The organism is Streptomyces shinuiensis (assembly GCF_043660855.1).
Taxonomy (GTDB): domain Bacteria; phylum Actinomycetota; class Actinomycetes; order Streptomycetales; family Streptomycetaceae; genus Streptomyces.
Map to the genome: position 1 here is coordinate 3,683,684 of NZ_JBIHML010000001.1, position 19,261 is coordinate 3,702,944.

General features: G+C 74.0%; 14 protein-coding genes and 1 tRNA gene. 8 read left to right on the forward strand and 7 right to left on the reverse strand.

The genetic code is table 11. From position 1 onward, the window contains the following. Positions 1–194 precede the first annotated feature (194 nt). Together ACGRHY_RS16850 and ACGRHY_RS16855 are read right to left on the reverse strand one after the other, a co-directional pair. Positions 195–2,729, reverse strand: a complete 2,535-nt coding sequence (locus ACGRHY_RS16850) for an ABC transporter permease (RefSeq protein WP_394636156.1) — start codon at positions 2,727–2,729, stop codon at positions 195–197. Positions 2,730–2,798: 69 nt separating this feature from the next. Beyond that, the gene (locus tag ACGRHY_RS16855) at positions 2,799–3,590 is read right to left on the reverse strand and encodes an ABC transporter ATP-binding protein (protein ID WP_394636157.1); all 792 of its coding nucleotides are present in this window, start codon (positions 3,588–3,590) and stop codon (positions 2,799–2,801) included. Positions 3,591–3,965: 375 nt separating this feature from the next. On the opposite strand from ACGRHY_RS16855, the gene ACGRHY_RS16860 reads away from it, so the two are divergent. Then, a tRNA-Leu gene (locus ACGRHY_RS16860) sits at positions 3,966–4,047 on the forward strand. A 685-nt stretch (positions 4,048–4,732) separates the two neighbouring features. On the opposite strand, the gene ACGRHY_RS16865 is transcribed toward ACGRHY_RS16860, so the two are convergent. After that, positions 4,733–5,368, reverse strand: a complete 636-nt coding sequence (locus ACGRHY_RS16865) for a choice-of-anchor C family protein (RefSeq protein ID WP_394636158.1) — start codon at positions 5,366–5,368, stop codon at positions 4,733–4,735. Between the two features lie 471 nt (positions 5,369–5,839). On the opposite strand from ACGRHY_RS16865, the gene ACGRHY_RS16870 reads away from it, so the two are divergent. Next, positions 5,840–6,706, forward strand: coding sequence for a Bax inhibitor-1/YccA family protein (locus tag ACGRHY_RS16870; RefSeq protein WP_394636159.1), 867 nt, complete (start codon positions 5,840–5,842; stop codon positions 6,704–6,706). 148 nt (positions 6,707–6,854) lie between these two features. Continuing rightward, on the forward strand, positions 6,855–7,211 hold the full coding sequence (locus tag ACGRHY_RS16875) for a hypothetical protein (protein ID WP_394636160.1): 357 nt from the start codon (positions 6,855–6,857) through the stop codon (positions 7,209–7,211). Here ACGRHY_RS16875 and ACGRHY_RS16880 read toward each other — a convergent pair. The 3 genes from ACGRHY_RS16880 to ACGRHY_RS16890 form a co-directional block, all read right to left on the reverse strand. After that, positions 7,195–8,178: a hypothetical protein gene (locus tag ACGRHY_RS16880; RefSeq protein WP_394636161.1), complete on the reverse strand. Its 984-nt coding sequence runs from the start codon at positions 8,176–8,178 to the stop codon at positions 7,195–7,197. The two genes, ACGRHY_RS16875 and ACGRHY_RS16880, sit on opposite strands and share 17 nt — an antisense overlap. Positions 8,179–8,489: 311 nt before the next feature. Further along, a complete protein-coding gene (locus ACGRHY_RS16885) occupies positions 8,490–9,710 on the reverse strand; it encodes an acetyl-CoA C-acetyltransferase (RefSeq protein WP_394636162.1) in 1,221 nt (406 codons plus the stop codon). 206 nt (positions 9,711–9,916) lie between these two features. Next, positions 9,917–11,059, reverse strand: coding sequence for an SGNH/GDSL hydrolase family protein (locus tag ACGRHY_RS16890; protein WP_394636163.1), 1,143 nt, complete (start codon positions 11,057–11,059; stop codon positions 9,917–9,919). 215 nt (positions 11,060–11,274) lie between these two features. On the opposite strand from ACGRHY_RS16890, the gene ACGRHY_RS16895 reads away from it, so the two are divergent. The 3 genes from ACGRHY_RS16895 to ACGRHY_RS16905 all read left to right on the forward strand — a co-directional run bounded on the left by ACGRHY_RS16895 (position 11,275) and on the right by ACGRHY_RS16905 (position 14,711). Further along, entirely contained in the window at positions 11,275–12,684 is a 1,410-nt protein-coding gene (locus tag ACGRHY_RS16895; protein ID WP_394636164.1) for a cystathionine beta-synthase, read from the forward strand. Positions 12,685–13,078: 394 nt separating this feature from the next. Next, the gene (locus ACGRHY_RS16900; RefSeq protein WP_394636165.1) at positions 13,079–13,936 is read left to right on the forward strand and encodes a MurR/RpiR family transcriptional regulator; all 858 of its coding nucleotides are present in this window, start codon (positions 13,079–13,081) and stop codon (positions 13,934–13,936) included. A gap of 148 nt (positions 13,937–14,084) precedes the next feature. Beyond that, on the forward strand, positions 14,085–14,711 hold the full coding sequence (locus ACGRHY_RS16905) for a hypothetical protein (protein WP_394636166.1): 627 nt from the start codon (positions 14,085–14,087) through the stop codon (positions 14,709–14,711). Here ACGRHY_RS16905 and ACGRHY_RS16910 read toward each other — a convergent pair. Then, positions 14,692–16,158, reverse strand: coding sequence for a type III PLP-dependent enzyme domain-containing protein (locus ACGRHY_RS16910; protein ID WP_394638087.1), 1,467 nt, complete (start codon positions 16,156–16,158; stop codon positions 14,692–14,694). The genes ACGRHY_RS16905 and ACGRHY_RS16910 overlap by 20 nt on opposite strands. Positions 16,159–16,311: 153 nt before the next feature. On the opposite strand from ACGRHY_RS16910, the gene hutU reads away from it, so the two are divergent. After that, positions 16,312–18,015: a urocanate hydratase gene (hutU, locus tag ACGRHY_RS16915; RefSeq protein WP_394636167.1), complete on the forward strand. Its 1,704-nt coding sequence runs from the start codon at positions 16,312–16,314 to the stop codon at positions 18,013–18,015. Positions 18,016–18,038: 23 nt separating this feature from the next. Continuing rightward, positions 18,039–19,247 carry an allantoate amidohydrolase gene (locus tag ACGRHY_RS16920; protein ID WP_394638088.1) on the forward strand — a complete coding sequence of 403 codons (1,209 nt, stop codon included), beginning with the start codon at positions 18,039–18,041 and terminating at the stop codon, positions 19,245–19,247. Positions 19,248–19,261 lie beyond the last annotated feature (14 nt).

Genomic DNA, 19,261 nt, shown 5'->3' on the forward strand with positions numbered 1-19,261 from the left:
ACAGCGCAGCACACCCCAGGGGCGCCCGCCCCCGGGGTGTGCTGCGCTGTGGGCGGGACGCGGGGCACCCCGGCGCCCGGGCCTGTGGAGCCGCCGCGCCCGCAAGGGCCCGCGCACGCGGCGGGGTCCGGACCGCCGAGTGGTCCGGACCCCGAGGGCACCGTGCCGTGCGCCGCCGCGCGGCGGCGCACCCGTCACTGCGTCTTGACGGCCTCCAGCATGTTCAGCCGTGCGGCCCGCCGCGCCGGCCACAGCGCGGCCAGCACGCCCACCAGCGCGGCCAGCGCCAGGAAGACGCCCATCCGCTCCCAGGGCAGCACCAGTTCGTAGGTGGGCATCGACGAGGAGATCAGCTCCCCGGCCGCCCAGCCGAAGAAGACGCCCAGTCCGACGCCGAGCACCCCGCCGAACAGCGAGATCACCAGCGACTCCAGCCGGACCATCCGCTTGGTGCCGCGCCGGTCCAGGCCGATCGCCCGCAGCATCCCGATCTCCTGCGACCGCTCGAAGACCGACATGGCCAGGGTGTTGACCACCCCGAGCACCGCGACGACCACGGCCATGGCCAGCAGCCCGTAGAGCATGTTCAGCATCAGCGTGATCATCTGGGCGACGGACTCCGAGACGTCCTTCTCGTCCTGGACGAGAACGGCCGGATTGTTGCCGAGGGCGTCCTCCAGGGCGGACTTGGCCGACTCGCTCGCGCCGCCCTCGGTGGCCACCAGCACCTGCATGCTGGTGACCTTCTCCAGGTGCGGGTCCAAGGCGGCGGTGTCGAGCATGATGCCGGTCATCATCTCGTTGTCCCTGTACACGCCTCCGACGGTCAGCTCGCCGCGCTCGCCGTCCTCGTAGGTCACCTCGAAGGTCGAGCCGGTCTTCCAGCCGCGACCCTCCGCGGTGCCGGTGTCCACGATGACGCTCTCGCCGCCCAGGCCCGCGAACGAGCCCTCGACGAAGTCGAGTCCGGCCAGTTCTCCGAAGCCCTCACCGCTGACGCCGGTGAGGAACTCGTACTCGTCGCCGATGCGGGAGAGGGAGTTGCGCATCGGGCTGAGGGCCGTGACCTCGTCCTGCTCGGCCAGCGTCCGCTCGATCTCCGGGGACAGCGGCCTGTAGTTGGCCATCGAGACCACGTAGTCGGCCTTGAGAGCCTCCGTGGCCATCCTGTCGACGCCCTTCTGGACGCTGCTCGCTATCACGGTCAGACCGGTGATCAGTGTGAGGCCGATCATCAGCGCCGCGGCGGTGGTGGCGGTGCGGCGCGGGTTGCGCACGGCGTTGAGACGCGCCAGCTTCCCCGACACGCCGGCGGTGCGCATCGCGGGCGAGGTCAGCGCGATCACCGGGCGCGACAGCAGCGGCGTCAGCACGAACACGCCGATCACCAGCAGCCCGGCGCCCGTGCTCATCGGGATCTTGCCGTCGTCCATGCCGGTGGCGGTCAGCACCAGCGCGGCCCCGGCGCCGGCCAGTACCGCGCCGATGGTGTTGCGCACGACCAGACCGCGGACGGTGGCGGGTGCGTGCACGCTGTTCATCGCGGCGACCGGCGGCACCTTCGCGGCACGGCGGGCGGGCAGCCAGGCCGCGGCCACGGTGACCTTGATGCCGACGACCAGCGAGGCGATGACCGCGTCCGGGGTGACCATCAGCGGGCCGTCCGGCACGGTGAGGCCGAGGGAACCCATCAGCGAGCGCAGCCCGGCGCCGATCCCGATGCCCGCCAGCAGGCCGATCCCCGCGGCGACCGCGCCGACGACCACGGCCTCCACCAGCACCGAGCGGGTCACCTGCCGGCGGCTCGCGCCGACCGCGCGCAGCAGCGCCAGCTCCTTCGTGCGCTGGGCGACCAGCATGGTGAAGGTGTTGGCGATGATGAAGATGCCGACGAAGAGCGAGATCCCGGCGAACACCAGCAGCCCGGTGCGCATGCCCTCCATCTCCGCCTCGATCATCCTCGCCTGGTCGTCGGCGAGCGTCTGCCCGGTGACCGCCTCGGCCTGCCCGGGCAGGACCTTCTCGACGCTCTTCCTCAACTCCCGCTGGCCCACGCCGTCGGAGGCCGTCAGGACGATCTCGCTGTACATGCCGGGCTGTGAGAACAGCTCCTGGGCGGTGGCGGTGTCGAACAGCACCAGGGTGCCGCCGGCGGCGACGTTGCCGTCGTCGGTGTCGAAGACGCCGGTGACCTCCTCCTCGCGGACCGGGCCGCTGACGGACAGCCTTACGGTGTCGCCGACTCCGTAGCCGGTGCGCCCGGCGGTCGCGGAGTCCAGCGCGATCTCGCCGGCGCGCCGCGGGGCGCGGCCCTCGCGCAGGTCGTAGCGCGGGTCCTCACCCGATCCGTCCGGGCCGGTGTCGTAGTTGCCGCCCTGGGTCGACCAGCCCTCGCCGACCAGCCCGCCGTCCTTGCCAGCGAGGGCGGCGAAGCCGGAGACGGCTCCGGTGGCGTGCTCGACACCCGGCAGCTCCCGCGTCCGCTCCAGCAGTTCGCGGGGGAGGTCGGAGGGGCCGCCGGGGTCGGCCTCGTCGCTGGAGAAGTCGGGGCGGACGACCACGTCGACGGCCTCGAAGCCCTTGGCGGAGCTCCTCGCGAAGGCCTCGGAGAGGGTGGCGGTGAAGACCAGGGTGCCGGCGACGAACGCCACGCCGAGCATGACGGCGAGCGTGGTCATCAGCAGTCTGGCCTTGTGCGCGAGCACGTTGCGCAGGGCGGTACGGAACATGGGGTCTCGTGATCCTGGGATAGGTGTGGCGGCGCGGCGCGGCGGGTCGGGGGGGCGGGGGCCGGCCGGTCAGCTGGTGCGGCCCCGGGCGTCGAAGGCCTTCATGCGGTCGAGGACGCTCTCGGCGGTGGGACCGGCCATGTCGTCGACGATCCGGCCGTCGGCGAGGAAGACGACCCGGTCCGCGTACGAGGCGGCCACCGGGTCGTGGGTCACCATGACCACGGTCCGGCCCAGCTCCCGCACCGAGTTGCGCAGGAAGCCCAGCACCTCGGCACCCGCACGCGAGTCGAGGTTGCCGGTCGGCTCGTCACCGAAGATGATCTCGGGCCGGGCGGCCAGGGCGCGGGCGACCGCCACGCGCTGCTGCTGGCCGCCGGAGAGCTGGTTGGGGCGGTGCCTCAGGCGGCCCGACAGGCCGACCGTCTCCACGACCCGGTCCAGCCACTCCCGGTCGGGCTTGCGGCCGGCGATGTCCATCGGCAGCGTGATGTTCTCCAGCGCCGTCAGCGTCGGCAGCAGGTTGAACGCCTGGAAGATGAAACCGATCTTGTCCCGGCGCAGTTGGGTGAGCTTCTTCTCCTTCAGGGAGGACAGCTCGGTCTCCCCGATCCAGGCCGATCCGGAGGAGAACGAGTCCAGGCCGGCCATGCAGTGCATCAGCGTCGACTTGCCCGAACCCGACGGGCCCATGATCGCGGTGAACCGGCCCTGCCGGAAGTCCACGGTGACGGAGTCCAGGGCCACCACCTTCGTCTCGCCCTGGCCGTAGACCTTGGTCAGGTCCACGGCGCGGGCGGCCGCGGCGCCGGCGGCGGCGGAGGGCGCGGAGAGGGCGTCGGACGGGGTACTGGTGGTCACGGGAAGGGGCTCCTGTCACAGCGGCTTGACGGGGACCCCTCCATCGTCCGTGCGAAACCGGTCACCGGCGTCCACCCCCGAACCGGTCTCGGAGGAAGCCTCCGGGGGGACCGGGACGGCCCGTGTCATCCCTGAGGAGGAGAGGACACCCTGGTGCCTTCCTGTGGCTGGGCAGCGACTTTCCGTCATTCCTGAAGACAGCGCGGGGACACGTGATCCTCTTTGAAGAGGGGCGCGCGCCGCTGATGCCGCATCAGTTGCCAATAAAATCAGACAACCTGAGGTCGGAAGCCCGTTGTCCGAACGAGCGCCGCGGATAGGCTCGTTGAGCGTCCAGGGGATGGCCGTAGCCAGTCGTGCGGTCCATGAGCCGGTGCCCGGATGGTGGAATGCAGACACGACGAGCTTAAACCTCGTTGGCCTACAGGCCGTGCCGGTTCGAATCCGGCTCCGGGCACACCGGACCCCCCCTACGGCCCCCTGATGGGGGCATCACCGGCACCGTTCGCAGCCCCGGCCCGAGGGACGATCCGCTGCCGAAGCCGCCGACCGGCGACATCGCCGCCGAAACGGCGGTCGGAGACGGCAGGGCCGTGCCCCGGCACGGTCGGGCAGCCGTACGCCGACACGCGGCGAGCAGAGCGGTCCGACGCGCCACGGGCGGCGACTGGCGGCTCCGGACCTGCTGCGCGGCTACGCGCACGACTGCCTGCACCGTGCCAGCCACCGGCTGTACCGCCTCCGGGACGGCGCGGCCCGTCTCGTGTGCTGGGAGCGTGCCACCTCGGACGCCCCGTGGCTCGGGCGGGCGGGGCGTCGTGGGCGCCCCGTATGCGGGAGGCGGCAGCCGTGTGGGCGGCCTTCCTCCGCGCCGGTCCCGCGCGGCCGGGTGCGGCCGGGCCCGCCTGGGGGAGGTGACCGCGTCGCGACAGCGGAAGGCGATGCCCGACGTGCTGTGTCAGGTACGCGATAGGGCCGCCGTGGACGGCGAAGAGGAGGGGCGGCACCCATTCCTGATGCGGGACGTGGTCCGGCCGGGACCGCGGCAGGTACTCGGGCCGCCCCCACGCCACATCACCTCGTAGCCGCTTTTCAGGGCCCCGGGCGGCCGTGGGCGGCCCGGGGCGGCGGGGTGGCGCGGATCAGCGGCAGCAGGAGTCCGGGCAGCAGGCGTGGACCCTGACGTCGTCGATGACGGGCCCGTAGGAGCCGCCGACGGTGCTGGCGAACGCGAGGGTCGTGGTGCCGTTGTTGGCGACGAAGGTGAACTGCCGTGTCACGTAGCCCATGTCGGCCCGTGTCCTGCCGGTGACGTCGAAGGAGAAGTCCTGGAAGTTCTGCCCGTCGACGAGGGCCCGGCCCGTCCTCGGCAGTGAGGCGCTGCCCTCCGGGTTGCCGGCGAGGGAGTACGTCACCGTGTACGTCCTCCCCGGGGTGGTGGTGAAGGTCTGGGCCACGGTTCCCGCGGTGGTGGCGTTGAGGTCGACGGACTGGTCGCCCTCGGCGGCCTGCCAGAACCCGGCGCCGATCAGGTCCACGGCTCCGGAGGTGACCCTCCACGGGCCGATGGGCTGACCGCTCCCGATGGTCCGGAACGTGTTCGTCCCGACCGTCGGGTACTCGAAGCTGCCGTCGTCGAACCTGCTGACGGCGGTGGTCGGCCCGGACCGCTGCCCCGTCTTGCCGGCGACGTGGGACGGGGCGGCCACCGCGGTACCGGCGCCGGCGAGAAGGCAGGCCGCTACGGCCGCGGCGATGTGGGTGCGTACGGACAGCATGAACTCCTCCGAAGGGGAAGGGGGGTGGGAGCCTGCACTGCCTTGCACGGTCCAATCTCCCCCCGCGGCGGGCGGGTGCCAAGACCCGGGCCCCGGCGCACGGGGGTGTGGGAGCGGACCCGCCGACCTGCGCGCTCCGGCCGCTCGGGGCACGGGCCCCCGAGCGCTGCCGGCCCACCGGCCGGGCGGCTCTCGCGCGGGGAGGCCGGCGGCGGCCGCGCCCGCCGGGTGCGCCGTGCGCCTGTGCTTGTGCCTGTGCCGCGGCGTCCGGCCGAGGCTGCCGGCGGCGGTCGGGATCTCGTTCGGCCGGTCGGGTGCGCGGCGGTCCCTGGCGGGGTATCACCGTCGCGACGCCGGGTACCGGAACAATCACGACTCCTTCCGTCGTTCTTGCCGGTGCACTACCGTGCGGTCTTTGCTAAAGCATTACTCTTGAGGAAGGGCCGCGCGGTGCGGCCATGGAGGAGTGAGATGAGGAGCAGTAACCCGGTCTTCTCGCGACGGGGATTCAGCCGAGACAACGGCTACGCCGGTTTCAACGCCACGCAGCAGCCGCAGGCCGGGAACCCGTACGCCGCCAGCCCGTACGCGACCGGCCCCCAGCCCACCAACCCCTACGCCCAGCAGCCCCGGACGGCCGGACAGCCGGGCTCCCCGCCCGCCGCCCCGCCGCAGGCCGGCCGGATGACGATGGACGACGTCGTCGCCCGTACGTCGATGACGGTGGGCCTGGTCGTCGCCATGGCGGCTGTGGCGTGGATCACGGACCTGTCGCTCGGCCTGGCCCTGGGCGCGATGCTGATCGCGCTGGTACTGGGCCTGGTGCAGTCCTTCAAGCGCAAGGCGTCGCCCCCGCTGATCCTGGCCTACGCCGCCTTCGAGGGCCTGTTCCTCGGAGCCGTCAGCAACTACGTCGACAGCTACATCGCCAACGGCGCGGCGATGCAGGCGGTGCTGGGCACCATGGCGGTCTTCGCCGCGGTGCTGTTCATGTACAAGGCCCGCATCATCCGCGTCACGCGGCGCTTCTACCGCTTCGTGATGGCCGCGGCCATCGGCTTCGTCCTGCTGATGGGCGTCAACCTGCTGTTCGCCGTCTTCGGTGGCGGTGACGGTCTCGGCTTCCGCAGCGGTGGCCTGGGCATCCTGTTCGGCGTCATCGGCATCGTGCTCGGCGCCGCCTTCCTGGCCCTGGACTTCAAGCAGGTCGAGGACGGCATCGCCTACGGTGCCCCCCGCGAGGAGTCCTGGCTGGCCGCCTTCGGCCTGACCCTGACCCTGGTCTGGATCTACCTGGAGTTCCTGCGGCTGATCGCCATCCTGCAGAGCAGCGACTGATCCGGCTGCCCGGACACCGGCCTCCCGGCCGGACCGGACGGGACCTGTGAGGGGCCCCGGGGCATCACGCCCCGGGGCCCCTCAACGCGTTCCGCCCGCGTGTCCTGCCCGTTGGCGGTGGTGTGCGCGGGGCGCATAGGGTTGCGCCGTGCCCGACGTGACCACCCTGCTGACCGCCGTGGACCGCTTCGCCGACCGGCTGCGGGCCATGCCGCAGAGCGCCCTGGCCCGGGGTGCGGCGGCCGAGGGGCTTGGACTGGCCAGGGAGTTGACCGACCGCGCCCAGCGCCTGGAGTTCCCCGGCCGCCCCCCGCGCTCCCTGCCCGACGCGGGCCTCTTCGCCGTCGGGGACCAACTCGCGGTGGCCGGGCACGACCTGGCGGAGGCGCTGCGGGCGGCCGGTGAGCCGGCCGGGGCCGGGCCCCGGGAACTGGCCGGGGCCGTGGCGCTGGTGGAGGCCGCCGAGTCCGCGGCGCTCGAAGCGGCCCTCAGAGCGAGGCGATGACCCGGTCGGCCAGGACGTAGACGCTCTCCTCGCCGCACGCGAAGGTGAGGGCGTACGCGCCGAGGACGCCCGAGCCGCCCAGCAGCACCGGCCCGGCGCCCTCGCGCACCGCGGCGGCGAGCCGCTCGGCGGTCTCGCGGTGGCCGGGCGTCATGCAGACGGTGGTGCCGTCGGCGAAGACGTAGATGTCCAGCGTGCCCAGCGGGCCGGGCCGTACGTCGGTCAGCGGCGTGCGGCGCTCGGCCAGTTCCGCCAGCCGCAGGCGGGTGGACTCGTGGTCGGTGGCGCCGTCGGAGTCGGCGGCGTCGGAGTCCTCGAAGTCGTCGGGCCCGGCCGCGGGGCCGGGGACGACGGGCGCGCCGTTCAGGTCGTAGCCGGGGTGGGAGGGGTGGCGGCGGCGTGCCGCGGCCAGTTCCGCGGAGTCGGCCCCGGCCGTGTTCCCGGATGCCCCGGACCCTCCGGGATCCCCGAGGTCCTCGGAGCCGGGTGCGGCGGGACGCCGGACACCCGGCCCGGAACCGGCCTCCTCCCGGTCCGTCTGGTGCGGTACGAACGCCTCGTCCTCGTGCGTACCGCCGCCCAGGGCGCGCTCCAGCAGTGCGTCGAGCAGCGCCGGGTCGGGGCCGGCGCCCTCGTACTCCGCGCCGCGCCCCTCCGGCAGGAGGCTCTCGGCGCGGTCGTCGCGGGCCTCCTGGGCGGCCCAGAAGGCGCGGGCCTCGGCCAGCTCGCGCTCGCGCTCCTCCGCGAGGGCGTCGGCGACGGCGGACCGGATCTCCCCGGCGTCCGGGGACGTACGCGCCGGAGGGACGGGGGCGTGCGCCAGGGCCCCGCGCGCCTCGGCCGCGGCGAGCCGCGCCCGCAGCTCGGCGAGCCGGCGACGCAGGCCCAGGGCGGTGTGCAGGGCGGCGCCGCCCAGAGCCGCGGCGACGGCGGCGGCCAGCAGCAGGATGAGGGATATGGCGCTCACTGACGTACTCCCGGTTGGAACTCCGATCCCTGAATTCCTATCGCAGCCGGAGGGGAATCTCCTGTCGAGCGGTGTGCCGGGCACCGCCAAAAGGGCGTGCGCGGGCCCCCGTGCGGACCAACGGGAACCCTGTGAGCAGGGAAGACGACGAGCCCCCAGGACATAGGTCACATCCTGGGGGCTCTTCGGTCTCACCGGTGCATCGACGGCGCGCCGACGGTGGGTCAGATCACATCGCGCGCCGGGCCGGTGTGACGCGGGCCATGCCGGCGGCGACGGCGCCGCCGGCATGGCCCGCGTCCGTGGCCGGTTCAGCTCAGGCGCTCGATGACCATGGCCATGCCCTGGCCGCCGCCGACGCACATCGTCTCCAGGCCGAACTGCTTGTCGTGCCACTGGAGGGAGTTGATCAGCGTGGTGGTGATACGGGCGCCGGTCATGCCGAAGGGATGGCCGACGGCGATGGCGCCGCCGTTGACGTTGAGCCTGTCCACGTCGATGCCCAGGTCCCGGTAGGAGGGGATCACCTGGGCGGCGAACGCCTCGTTGATCTCCACAAGGTCGATGTCGCCGATGCTCATGCCGGCCAGCTTCAGCGCCCTCTTCGACGCCTCGACCGGGCCCAGGCCCATGATCTCGGGGGACAGGCCGGAGACGCCGGTGGAGACGATCCGGGCCAGCGGGGTGATACCCAGCTCGCGCGCCTTGGTGTCGGACATGATCACCAGCGCGGCGGCGCCGTCGTTGAGCGGGCAGCAGTTGCCCGCGGTGACCAGGCCGTCGGGGCGGAAGACGGGCTTGAGACCCTGCACGCCCTCCAGTGTCACGCCCGCGCGCGGGCCGTCGTCCTTGGAGACGACCGTGCCGTCGGGCAGGGTGACCGGGGTGATCTCGCGCTCCCAGAAGCCGGAGGCGATGGCCTTCTCGGCGAGGTTCTGCGACCGCACGCCGAACTCGTCCATGTCCTGCCGAGTGACGCCCTTGAGGCGGGCGAGGTTCTCGGCGGTCTGGCCCATGGCGATGTAGACGTCCGGCAGCCCGCCGTCCTCGCGCGGGTCGTGCCAGCCCTCGCCGCCGGACTCGGCGCGGGCGGCGGTGCGCGCCTCGGCGTCGGCGAAGACCGGGTTGTGGGTGCCGGGCATGCCGTCGGAGGTGCCGTTGACCGAGCGGGAGACCGCCTCGACGCCGGCCGAGACGAACACGTCGCCCTCGCCCGCCTTGATGGCGTGCATGGCCATGCGGGTGGTCTGCAGCGAGGACGAGCAGTAGCGGGTGACGGTGCAGCCCGGCAGGTGGTCCATCCCCATCTGGACGGCGACGACCCGGCCGAGGTTGTGGCCCTGCTCGCCGCCGGGCAGACCGCAGCCCAGCATCAGGTCGTCGATCTCGGTCGGGTCCAGCTGCGGCACCTTGTCCAGCGCGGCCTTGACGATGCCGGCGGTCAGGTCGTCCGGGCGGACGTCTTTGAGCGAGCCCTTGAAGGCGCGTCCGATCGGCGAACGGGCTGCTGAGACGATCACGGCTTCGGGCATCACGGCTCCAGGGAACGAGGGCGGAGGGCTGTGGATGCTTGGAAACTACCGTTCCGTAAGGCGGCGGTCACGACTCGCCACGTGTGATCCGGGCCTCTTTTCTAAGCGCTTGCTCAGTTCTACCCGTTCGCCGGACCGTTCCAGACCCTCCCGGACCGCGGCGGGCCGTGGGGAAGCCCGCCGCGGGTCGGCGTCCGGGCGTACGGTCACCCGGCGCCCGCCGGCTCGGGCGCCCCGGCCACGGGCAGCCGCCTGCGGCGGCGCCTCAGCAGCGCCAGGGGGCCGCGCGCCCCCGAGACCTCCGTACCGCCCTCGCCGGCCGCGGCGGCCGCGGCGGCCTCGACGGGGAGGGCTTCCTCGGTGGTAAGGACGCCTTCGGCGGGGAGGGGGCCTTCGGTGGTAAGGACGCCTTCGGCGGGGAGGGGGCCTTCGGCGGGGAGGGTGCCCCCGCGGCGTGCGGCGCCGGGGCCGCCGGGGCTCCCGTCGTCCTCCGGCCACAGGTCCAGCGCGGCGCAGAGTGTGGGCAGGAAGGCCATGGCGGCGGTCGCGTAGCCCTCCGCCGAGGGGTGGTAGTTGTCGGGGCCGAACAGCTCCCGCGGGTTCGCCTCGAACTCCGGGCCCAGCAGGTCGCCCAGTGAGACCGTCCGGCCGCCCTGCTCCACCACGGCGACCGTCTGGGCCGCCGCGAGCCGGCGGCTCATCCGGCGGGCCAGCCAGCGCAGCGGCTGGGCGACCGGCTCGACCGTGCCCAGGTCCGGGCAGGTGCCCACCACGACCTCGCACCCGGCCGCCCGCAGCCGCGCCACCGCGTCCCGCAGCAGCCGCACCGAGGCGGCGGGCGGTACGCGGTGGGTGACGTCGTTCGCGCCGATCATGACGACGCACACGTCGGGAGGGCCGTCGCCGTCGGTGCCGCCGTTCTCCAGCAGCCGTGAGACCTGGCGGTCCAGGTCGTCCGAGCACGCCCCCGACAGCGCCACGTTGCGCAGTCGCACCGGCCGCTCCGCCACCGCGGCCAGTCCCGCCGCCAGCAGTGCGCCCGGGGTCTGCCTCGGCCGGTGCACGCCCTGCCCGGCGGCGGTGGAGTCGCCGAGCACCGCCAGCCGCAGCGGTGTGGCCTGCGCGCCCGGACCGGCGGAGGCGACGGCCGTGCCGTACACCCCGTCCGCCACCGGCGGCACATCGTCCGACCCGCCCACCCGGCGCCGCGCCAGCCGTACCTCGGCCATCAGCAGGCCGACGGCCGCTCCGCCGAGCAGTCCGGCTCCTCCGCCGCCGTACGCCGCGGCGGTCGCGATCCTGCGCGCCACTCCCGCCCCGGACACCGGTCCGGCCACAGCCCTCGCCATCGGGCCCTCCGTTCCGCCGCGCCCCCGCAGCCTTCTCGCACCCCGTACTCGCGCCCTGTGCGCCCGGCGCGCGATCGGTGCGGTACCCACACGTCACCATGAGTGTCATGCCCAGTACAGGTTGCTGCGCAACGCGCGTCAACACCGCTCCGGCGTCCCCCTAGGCTGGCTGTACGGGCAGGCGACGGCGACTGCCCCCGAACGCGGAGAACCAGGTGCAGTATCACGATTCGATGATCGAGCTTGTCGGCAACACCCCGCTGCTCAAGCTGAACAACGTGGCCGCGGGGATCCGGGCCACCGTTCTGGCCAAGGTCGAGTACTTCAACCCGGGCGGTTCGGTGAAGGACCGGATCGCGGTCCGGATGATCGAGGCCGCCGAACGCTCCGGCGAGCTGAAACCGGGCGGCGTCATCGTCGAGCCCACCTCCGGCAACACCGGGGTGGGGCTGGCGATCGTGGCCCAGCAGAAGGGCTACCGCTGCGTCTTCGTCTGCCCGGACAAGGTGTCCACGGACAAGATCAACACACTGCGCGCATACGGCGCCGAGGTCGTGGTCTGCCCCACCGCGGTCGACCCCGGGCACCCCGACTCCTACTACAACGTCTCCGACCGGCTGGTGCGCGAGACGCCGGGTGCCTGGAAGCCGGACCAGTACAGCAACGCGAACAACCCGCGCTCCCACTACGAGACCACCGGTCCCGAGCTGTGGGAGCAGACGGACGGGAGGATCACCCACTTCGTGGCCGGCATCGGCACCGGCGGCACCATCAGCGGCACCGGCCGCTACCTAAAGGAGGTCTCCGGCGGGAAGGTGCGGATCGTCGGCGCCGACCCGGAGGGCTCGGTGTACTCCGGCGGCTCGGGGCGCCCCTACCTGGTGGAGGGCGTCGGCGAGGACTTCTGGCCCAGCGCCTACGACCGCGAGGTGACGGACGAGATCGTCGCCGTCTCCGACAAGGACTCCTTCCGGATGACGCGGCGGCTGGCCCGCGAGGAGGGCCTGCTGGTCGGCGGCTCCTGCGGCATGGCCGTGGTCGCGGCGCTGCGCGTGGCCGAGGGCCTCGGGGAGGACGACACGGTCGTCGTCCTGCTGCCGGACGGCGGGCGCGGCTACCTCTCGAAGATCTTCAACGACGAGTGGATGGCGGACTACGGCTTCCTGGAGGAGGGCGGGCCCGCCCAGGCCCGCGTCGGCGACGTGCTGCGCCGCAAGGACGGCGGGCTGCCCTCACTGGTCCACATGCATCCCGAGGAGACGGTCGGCGAGGCCGTCGAGGTGCTGCGCGAGTACGGCGTCTCGCAGATGCCCGTGGTCAAGCCCGGCGCCGGGCACCCGGATGTGATGGCGGCCGAGGTCGTCGGCTCGATCGTCGAACGCGACCTGCTGGACGCGCTGTTCACCGGGCGCGCCAAGCTGGAGGACCCGCTGGAGGCCCATATGAGCGCACCGCTGCCGCAGGTCGGCTCGGGTGAGCCGGTCGCCGACCTGATGGCGGTGCTGGAGGGGGCCGACGCGGCGATCGTGCTGGTGGAGGGCAAACCGACCGGGGTGGTCAGCCGCCAGGACCTGCTGGCCTTCCTCGCCCGGGGCACCGGGGCCGGAAGCGGCGGGGCGGAGTAGGTACCGGGCCGTCACGGCCTCGAAAAACGCGGTTAACACCCGTCGGGCACTGTGGTGTCCAACGGCGCGGAGGACTTCCGGAGCGGCTCCCGGACCCCTCCCGGCGCCCGGGACGCGGGCCAGGCCCGGCCGCGCGTCTTCGCGGGGACCGCCGCCGTCCCGCCCCGGTGCCCGCACCGGGGTGCGGCGGTTCCCGCGCGCCCGCCCCGTGGGCCGGCCCGCGCCACCCCACGGCCCCGGCACCCCACCGCGGCCCGGGCCCCCGTGCGTATGTGCCCCGGCCGCCCCGGTGCCCGGTGACCGCCGGGCACCGGGGCGGGGACCGGGACGATACTGAATAGGCTTATGCGGAGCAGGAGGGTCCTGAAGAGGGGCGGAGGGGCAGGTGGGCACGGTGAGCGGTGCGGGCGCGCGGCTGCTGAGGATGTTCGAGGGGCACCGCCTGACCCCCACCCAGCGGCGGATCGCCCACTGCATGGTGCGGCGCGCGGACGACGCCCCGTTCCTGTCCAGCGTGGAACTGGCGGAGCTGGCCGGGGTCAGCCAGCCGTCTGTGACCCGCTTCGCCGTGGCCCTGGGCTTCGACGGCTATCCGGCGCTGCGCAGGCATCTGCGCGAGGCTCTCCCCGCGCCCTCGGCGGACGGCGCTCCCGGTGCCGGGGCGGACGGCGGCGCGGCGGGCAACGCGTACCAGCAGGCCGTGCACGCCGAGATCGGGCACCTGCGGCAGCTCGCGGCCCTGCTGGCCGACCCCGCCCCCGTCGCCGAGGCCGGGCGACTGCTGGCCGCCTCCCGGCCGCTGCCCGTCCTGGGGCTGCGGGCCGCCGCCGCACAGGCCCGCGGCTTCGCGTACTTCGCCGCCAAGGTGCACCCGGACGTACGGCTGCTGGACGAGGGCGGCTCGATGCTGGACGACCGCCTCGACGCCGCGGTGCGGGCCGGTGCGAGCACGCTGCTGTGCTTCGCGCTGCCCCGCCACCCGCGCGAGACGGTGGCGGCGCTGGAGCACGCCCGGGAGGCCGGACTGCGGATCGTCACCGTCGCCGACAGCGTCTTCGCGCCCGTCGCCCGCCCCGGCGACCTGCTGCTGCCGGCCGCCGTCGGGACCACGCTGTCCTTCGACACCGCCTGCTCGCCCATGATGCTGGGACGGGTGCTGCTGGAGGCGATGTGCGACGAACTGCCCGACGCGCAGGCCCGGCTGGAGGATTTCGACGCGCGCGCCGCCGAACGGGGCCTGTTCGCCGACTGACCGGATCCCGGCCGGGATCCGCCGTTCTCTCAGGCGAATCTCATCATTCCTCAGTACGCTTTCGCACCGAGCGAGCCGCCACGCGGTGACGCGGTGGCGGCACACAGCCGAACGGAGAACGTCACCGGAAGGAAAGAGGAGGGCTGCCGTGGGACGGGGAGCGTACGCGCTGGCGAGGGTGGCGGTGTACACGCGGACCGCGGGCACCGCGCTGTGGTGGACCGGCCTTGCGGCCGCGGGCGTCGGCCTGGCCGTACCGGGGCTGACCGGACGGCGCACCGGGATCCTGGGCGGGACCGCGCTCCTCCTCGCGGCGGCCGCCGCGGCCTTCCTGGTACGCCGCCGCCGCTGCACCGGGCTGATCAAGGCGTCGACCGCGGCGGGCAAGTGGGTGGTGCTCCACGACCGGGCGGTGACCGTGCGCGGCTGGCTGCGCAGGCGACGCTGGTGGCTGGCCGCCGCCTTCCTGGCCGCCGCGGCCTCGTCCCTGGCCGCCCCGGCCGCCGGCGGCATGCTGCTGGCCGGGGCGGGCGCGGGACTGCGGGCCAAGGCGGTGTGGCTGGGCCGCTGGGAGCGGCGCAACGAGAAGCTGCTGTGGGTGCGCCCGGAGCGGGCTGACGGGCGCAGCCCCTCCCGCGGGGACGTCAGCGGCTGGGTGACCACCGGTCCGCTGGCCGGGGACGCCGCGCCGGGCGGTGCCCGCCGCCGGACCCCGGCGCCGGGCGCGGCCCGGGAGCGCCGCCCCCGGGCGCGGGTCACGGCCGCGGCGCGGTGAGCGCGTCGCGCTGAGCCCCGCCGGACGCGGCGACGAGGTCGTCGAGGGTCTGGGGCGGGCGTACGGTCGCGAAGCGCACGCCGCCGTCCGCCCCGTCCGTCGCGTCGTCCGCCGCGGTGCTCGCGGGGTCCCCGGTGGTGAAGCCGTACACGCCCGGCCTGGGCAGGCTGTTGTAGTCGAACGGGGTGGAGAAGTAGTACGCCCCCGTGTCCAGCAGAGCCACCAGATCGGCGGAGGCCAGCTCCGGCAGTTCCCGGCCTCGCGCCACGAGGTCGCCGGCGAAGCAGCAGGGCCCTGCGATGTCCTGCACCACGGGCGCGCCCCGCTTGGGCCGGCCCAGCCCGTCGTAGGCGGCGACCCGCAGCGGCCACGCCTCGGGTGCGAAGACCGTCCGCACGGCGACCTGGGCGCCCGCGTGGGTGACCGCTATCGGGCGGCCCCCGGAGCTCTTGGCGTACTCCACCCGGGCCAGCACCAGCCCGCACTTGGCCAGCACCGACCGCCCGAACTCGGTGACCAGCCCGTAGCGTCCGTCGAACAGGCCGGGGACGGTGTCGCGCAGCAGCCGGGCGTACTCGGCGAAGGTGGGGGAGACCTCCTCGGAGCCGAAGTTGACCGGGAGGCCGCCGCCGATGTCGAGGGTGTCGATCCGCCGTTCCCCGGCGGCTCGGTTGATCTCCTCGGCCAGCTCGTAGGTGGCGGCCACGCCCGAGGCCATCTTCTCCAGCGGCATGCCCTGGGAGCCGACGTGGCAGTGCAGCCGGGTGATCCAGGGGCGCTCCACGCAGGCGCGTACGACGAACTCGCGCGCCCCCTCGTCCTGGAGGGCGAAACCGAACTTCGAGGTGGCCGTCGCGGTGCTCATCGCACCGATGCTGCCGCCGCCGAGCTGCGGGTTGACGCGCAGGCCGACCGGCGAGGCGGACCGGCCCCCGGAAAGGGAGGGCAGGGCGCCGGGGGCCGTCAGGGCGTCCAGGCGCTCCAGCTCCTGGCGGTTGTCCGCGTTGAGCGCGATGCCCAGCTCCAGGGCCTCGCGCAGCTCGCCGGAGGTCTTGGCGGGCGAGTCCAGGACGATGCGGTCCGGCCCGACCCCGGCGGCCCGGGCCAGGGCCAGCTCGCCGGGGCTGGCGACCTCGCAGCCCAGCCCGCAGTCGGCGAGCAGCCGCAGCACGGGGACCAGGGAGGAGGCCTTCACCGCGAAGGAGTGCAGCACGCGCTGGCCGGGCGCTGTCACCTCCTCGAAGGCGGCGTGCAGGGCGGCGGCCGTCTCCCGTACGGACGCCACGTCCAGCAGGGCCGCGACCGGGTGCTCGTCGGAGAGCAGCCCGCGGGCGACGGCGGCCCGTACGGCGGCGTCGCGGCGGGCGACGGCCGCGGCGGCCCGCGGGCTCCCGCGGGACCCGGAGGCGTCGGAGGCCCCGGGGGTCTCGGGGGAGTCCGAGGCCATGGGGGGCTCCGGCGGAACGGCGGCGTGGTGCGTGTAAGCCATGCGCACAAGACAAACACGGCCGGAGCAGACGGACGACACCACCCGTTGACTAGTTCTATTCAGTGAATAGAGTTGATGTAGTAACCAATTCAAATCCGGAGGCAGGGGACCATGGCAGATCTCTCAGGGCCCTCGGGGCCGCGAACCGTACGGGCCCCGCGCGGCTCCGGGCTGACCGCCCGGGGCTGGCAGCAGGAGGCCGCCCTGCGCATGCTGCGGAACAACCTCGACCCCGAGGTCGCCGAGCACCCCGAGAAGCTCGTCGTCTACGGCGGCACCGGCAAGGCCGCCCGCGACTGGCGCTCCTTCGACGCCATGGTCCGCACCCTCACCACCCTGGGGCCGGACGAGACGATGCTCGTCCAGTCGGGCCGCCCGGTCGGCGTGCTGACCACCCATGAGTGGGCGCCGCGCGTGCTGATCGCCAACTCCAACCTGGTGGGCGACTGGGCCAACTGGGAGGAGTTCCGCCGTCTGGAGGCGCTCGGGCTCACCATGTACGGCCAGATGACGGCCGGCTCGTGGATCTACATCGGCACCCAGGGCATCCTCCAGGGCACCTACGAGACCTTCGCCGCCGTCGCGGCCAAGCGCTTCGGCGGCTCGCTGGCCGGGACGATCACCCTCACCGCCGGACTCGGCGGCATGGGCGGCGCCCAGCCGCTGGCGGTCACCATGAACGGCGGAGTGGTCATCTGCGTCGACTGCGACCCGCGCGCCGTCGAGCGCCGCATCGGGCACCGCTACCTCGACGTGCGCGCCGACTCCCTCGACCACGCCCTGCGGCTGGCCACCGAGGCGCGCGACGCCCGGCGCCCGCTGTCGATCGGAGTCCTGGGCAACGCCGCCGACGCGGTGCCGCGCCTGCTGGCCATGGGCGCGCCGGTCGACATCGTCACCGACCAGACCTCCGCCCACGACCCGCTGGCCTACCTGCCGCTGGGCGTCGACTTCGCGGACATGGCCTCCTACGCCGCCGAGAAGCCCGCCGACTTCACCGTGCGGGCACGGGAGTCGATGGCCCGCCACGTGGAGGCGATGGTCGGCTTCCAGGACGCCGGCGCCGAGGTCTTCGACTACGGCAACTCCATCCGCGGCGAGGCGAAACTGGCCGGCTACGACAGGGCGTTCGCCTTCCCCGGCTTCGTGCCCGCCTACATCCGGCCGCTGTTCTGCGAGGGCAGGGGGCCCTTCCGATGGGCCGCGCTCTCGGGTGACCCGAAGGACATCGCCGCCACCGACCGCGCCGTGCTCGACCTCTTCCCCGGGAACGAGTCCCTGGCCCGCTGGATCCGGATGGCCGGGGAGCGGGTGCACTTCCAGGGCCTGCCCGCCCGCATCTGCTGGCTCGGCTACGGGGAGCGTGACCGGGCCGGGGAGCGCTTCAACGACATGGTGGCCTCCGGCGAGATCTCCGCACCGCTGGCCATCGGCCGCGACCACCTGGACTGCGGCTCGGTGGCCTCGCCGTACCGCGAGACCGAGGCCATGCTCGACGGCTCCGACGCCATCGCCGACTGGCCGCTGCTCAACGCCATGGTCAACGTGGCCTCCGGAGCCTCGTGGGTCTCCGTCCACCACGGCGGCGGCGTCGGCATGGGCCGCTCGATCCACGCCGGGCAGGTCACCGTCGCCGACGGCACACCGCTGGCCGGGGAGAAGATCCGCCGGGTGCTCACCAACGACCCGGGCACGGGCGTCATCCGCCATGTGGACGCCGGGTACGAGCGTGCCGAGGAGGTCGCCGCCGAGCGCGGGGTGCGCGTCCCGATGCGCGAGGACGGCGCGGTCGGCGGATCCGGGAGCGCCTCGTGAGGCCGGGCGCCCCCTTCCAGGAGATGTGGCGGGAACTGCTGCCCGTCGGGCGGTCGGCGGCCACCGGCGGTTACCGGCGCCACGCCTGGACCGGCGCGGACGCCGAGTGCCGGGCGTGGTTCCGAGAGCAGGCCGAGGCGCGCGCACTGGCGTACGAGACGGACCGCAACGGCAACCAGTGGGCCTGGCTGGGCGGCTCCGGCGGGGACGCCGGGGACGCCGTGGTGACCGGCTCGCACCTGGACTCCGTGCCCGACGGCGGTGCCTTCGACGGGCCGCTGGGCGTGGTGTCGGCCTTCGCAGCCCTCGACGAGCTGCACGGCAGGGGCGCACGCCCGGCCCGGCCGCTGGCCGTGGTCAACTTCGCCGACGAGGAGGGTGCCCGCTTCGGCCTCGCCTGCGTCGGCTCCCGGCTGGCCGCCGGGCAGCTCACCGCCGAGCAGGCCCGGGAACTGCGCGACGACGACGGCGTCTCGCTGCCGCGCGCCATGGAGCGCGCCGGGCACGACCCCGACGCCATCGGGCCCGACCCCGAACGGCTCGCCCGTATCGGCGCGTTCGTGGAACTCCACATCGAGCAGGGCCGCAACCTCGCAGCGGACGGGGCACCCGCCGACGGGCGCGCGGTGGGTGTCGCCTCCGCGATCTGGCCGCACGGCCGCTGGCGGTTCGACTTCCACGGCGAGGCCAACCACGCCGGGACCACCCGCCTGGAGGACCGCCGCGACCCGATGCTCACCTATGCCAACACCGTCCTGGCCGCCCGGAAGAAGGCCCGGCTGGCCGGGGCGCTGGCCACCTTCGGCAAGGTCGCCGTCGAGCCGAACGGCGTCAACGCCATCGCATCCCTGGTACGCGGCTGGCTCGACTCCCGCGCCCCCGACGAGGAGACCCTGGCCGCCGTCGTCGCCGAGATCGAACGCTCGGCCGCCGAGCGCGGCGCGCGCGACGGCGTGCGGGTGGCCGTCACCCGGGAGTCCGCCACGCCCGTGGTGGAGTTCACCCACGGGCTGCGCGACCGCATCGCGGCCCGGCTCGGCGGCGCGCCCGTGCTGCCCACCGGCGCGGGGCACGACGCGGGCATCCTCTCCGCCGAGATCCCCACCGCCATGCTCTTCGTGCGCAACCCCACCGGCGTCTCGCACTCGCCCGCCGAATCGGCCGACGAGGACGACTGCGCCGCCGGGGTGCGTGCACTGGCCGACGTGCTGGAGGACCTGGCGTGCCCCTGACCCCCGACTCTCCG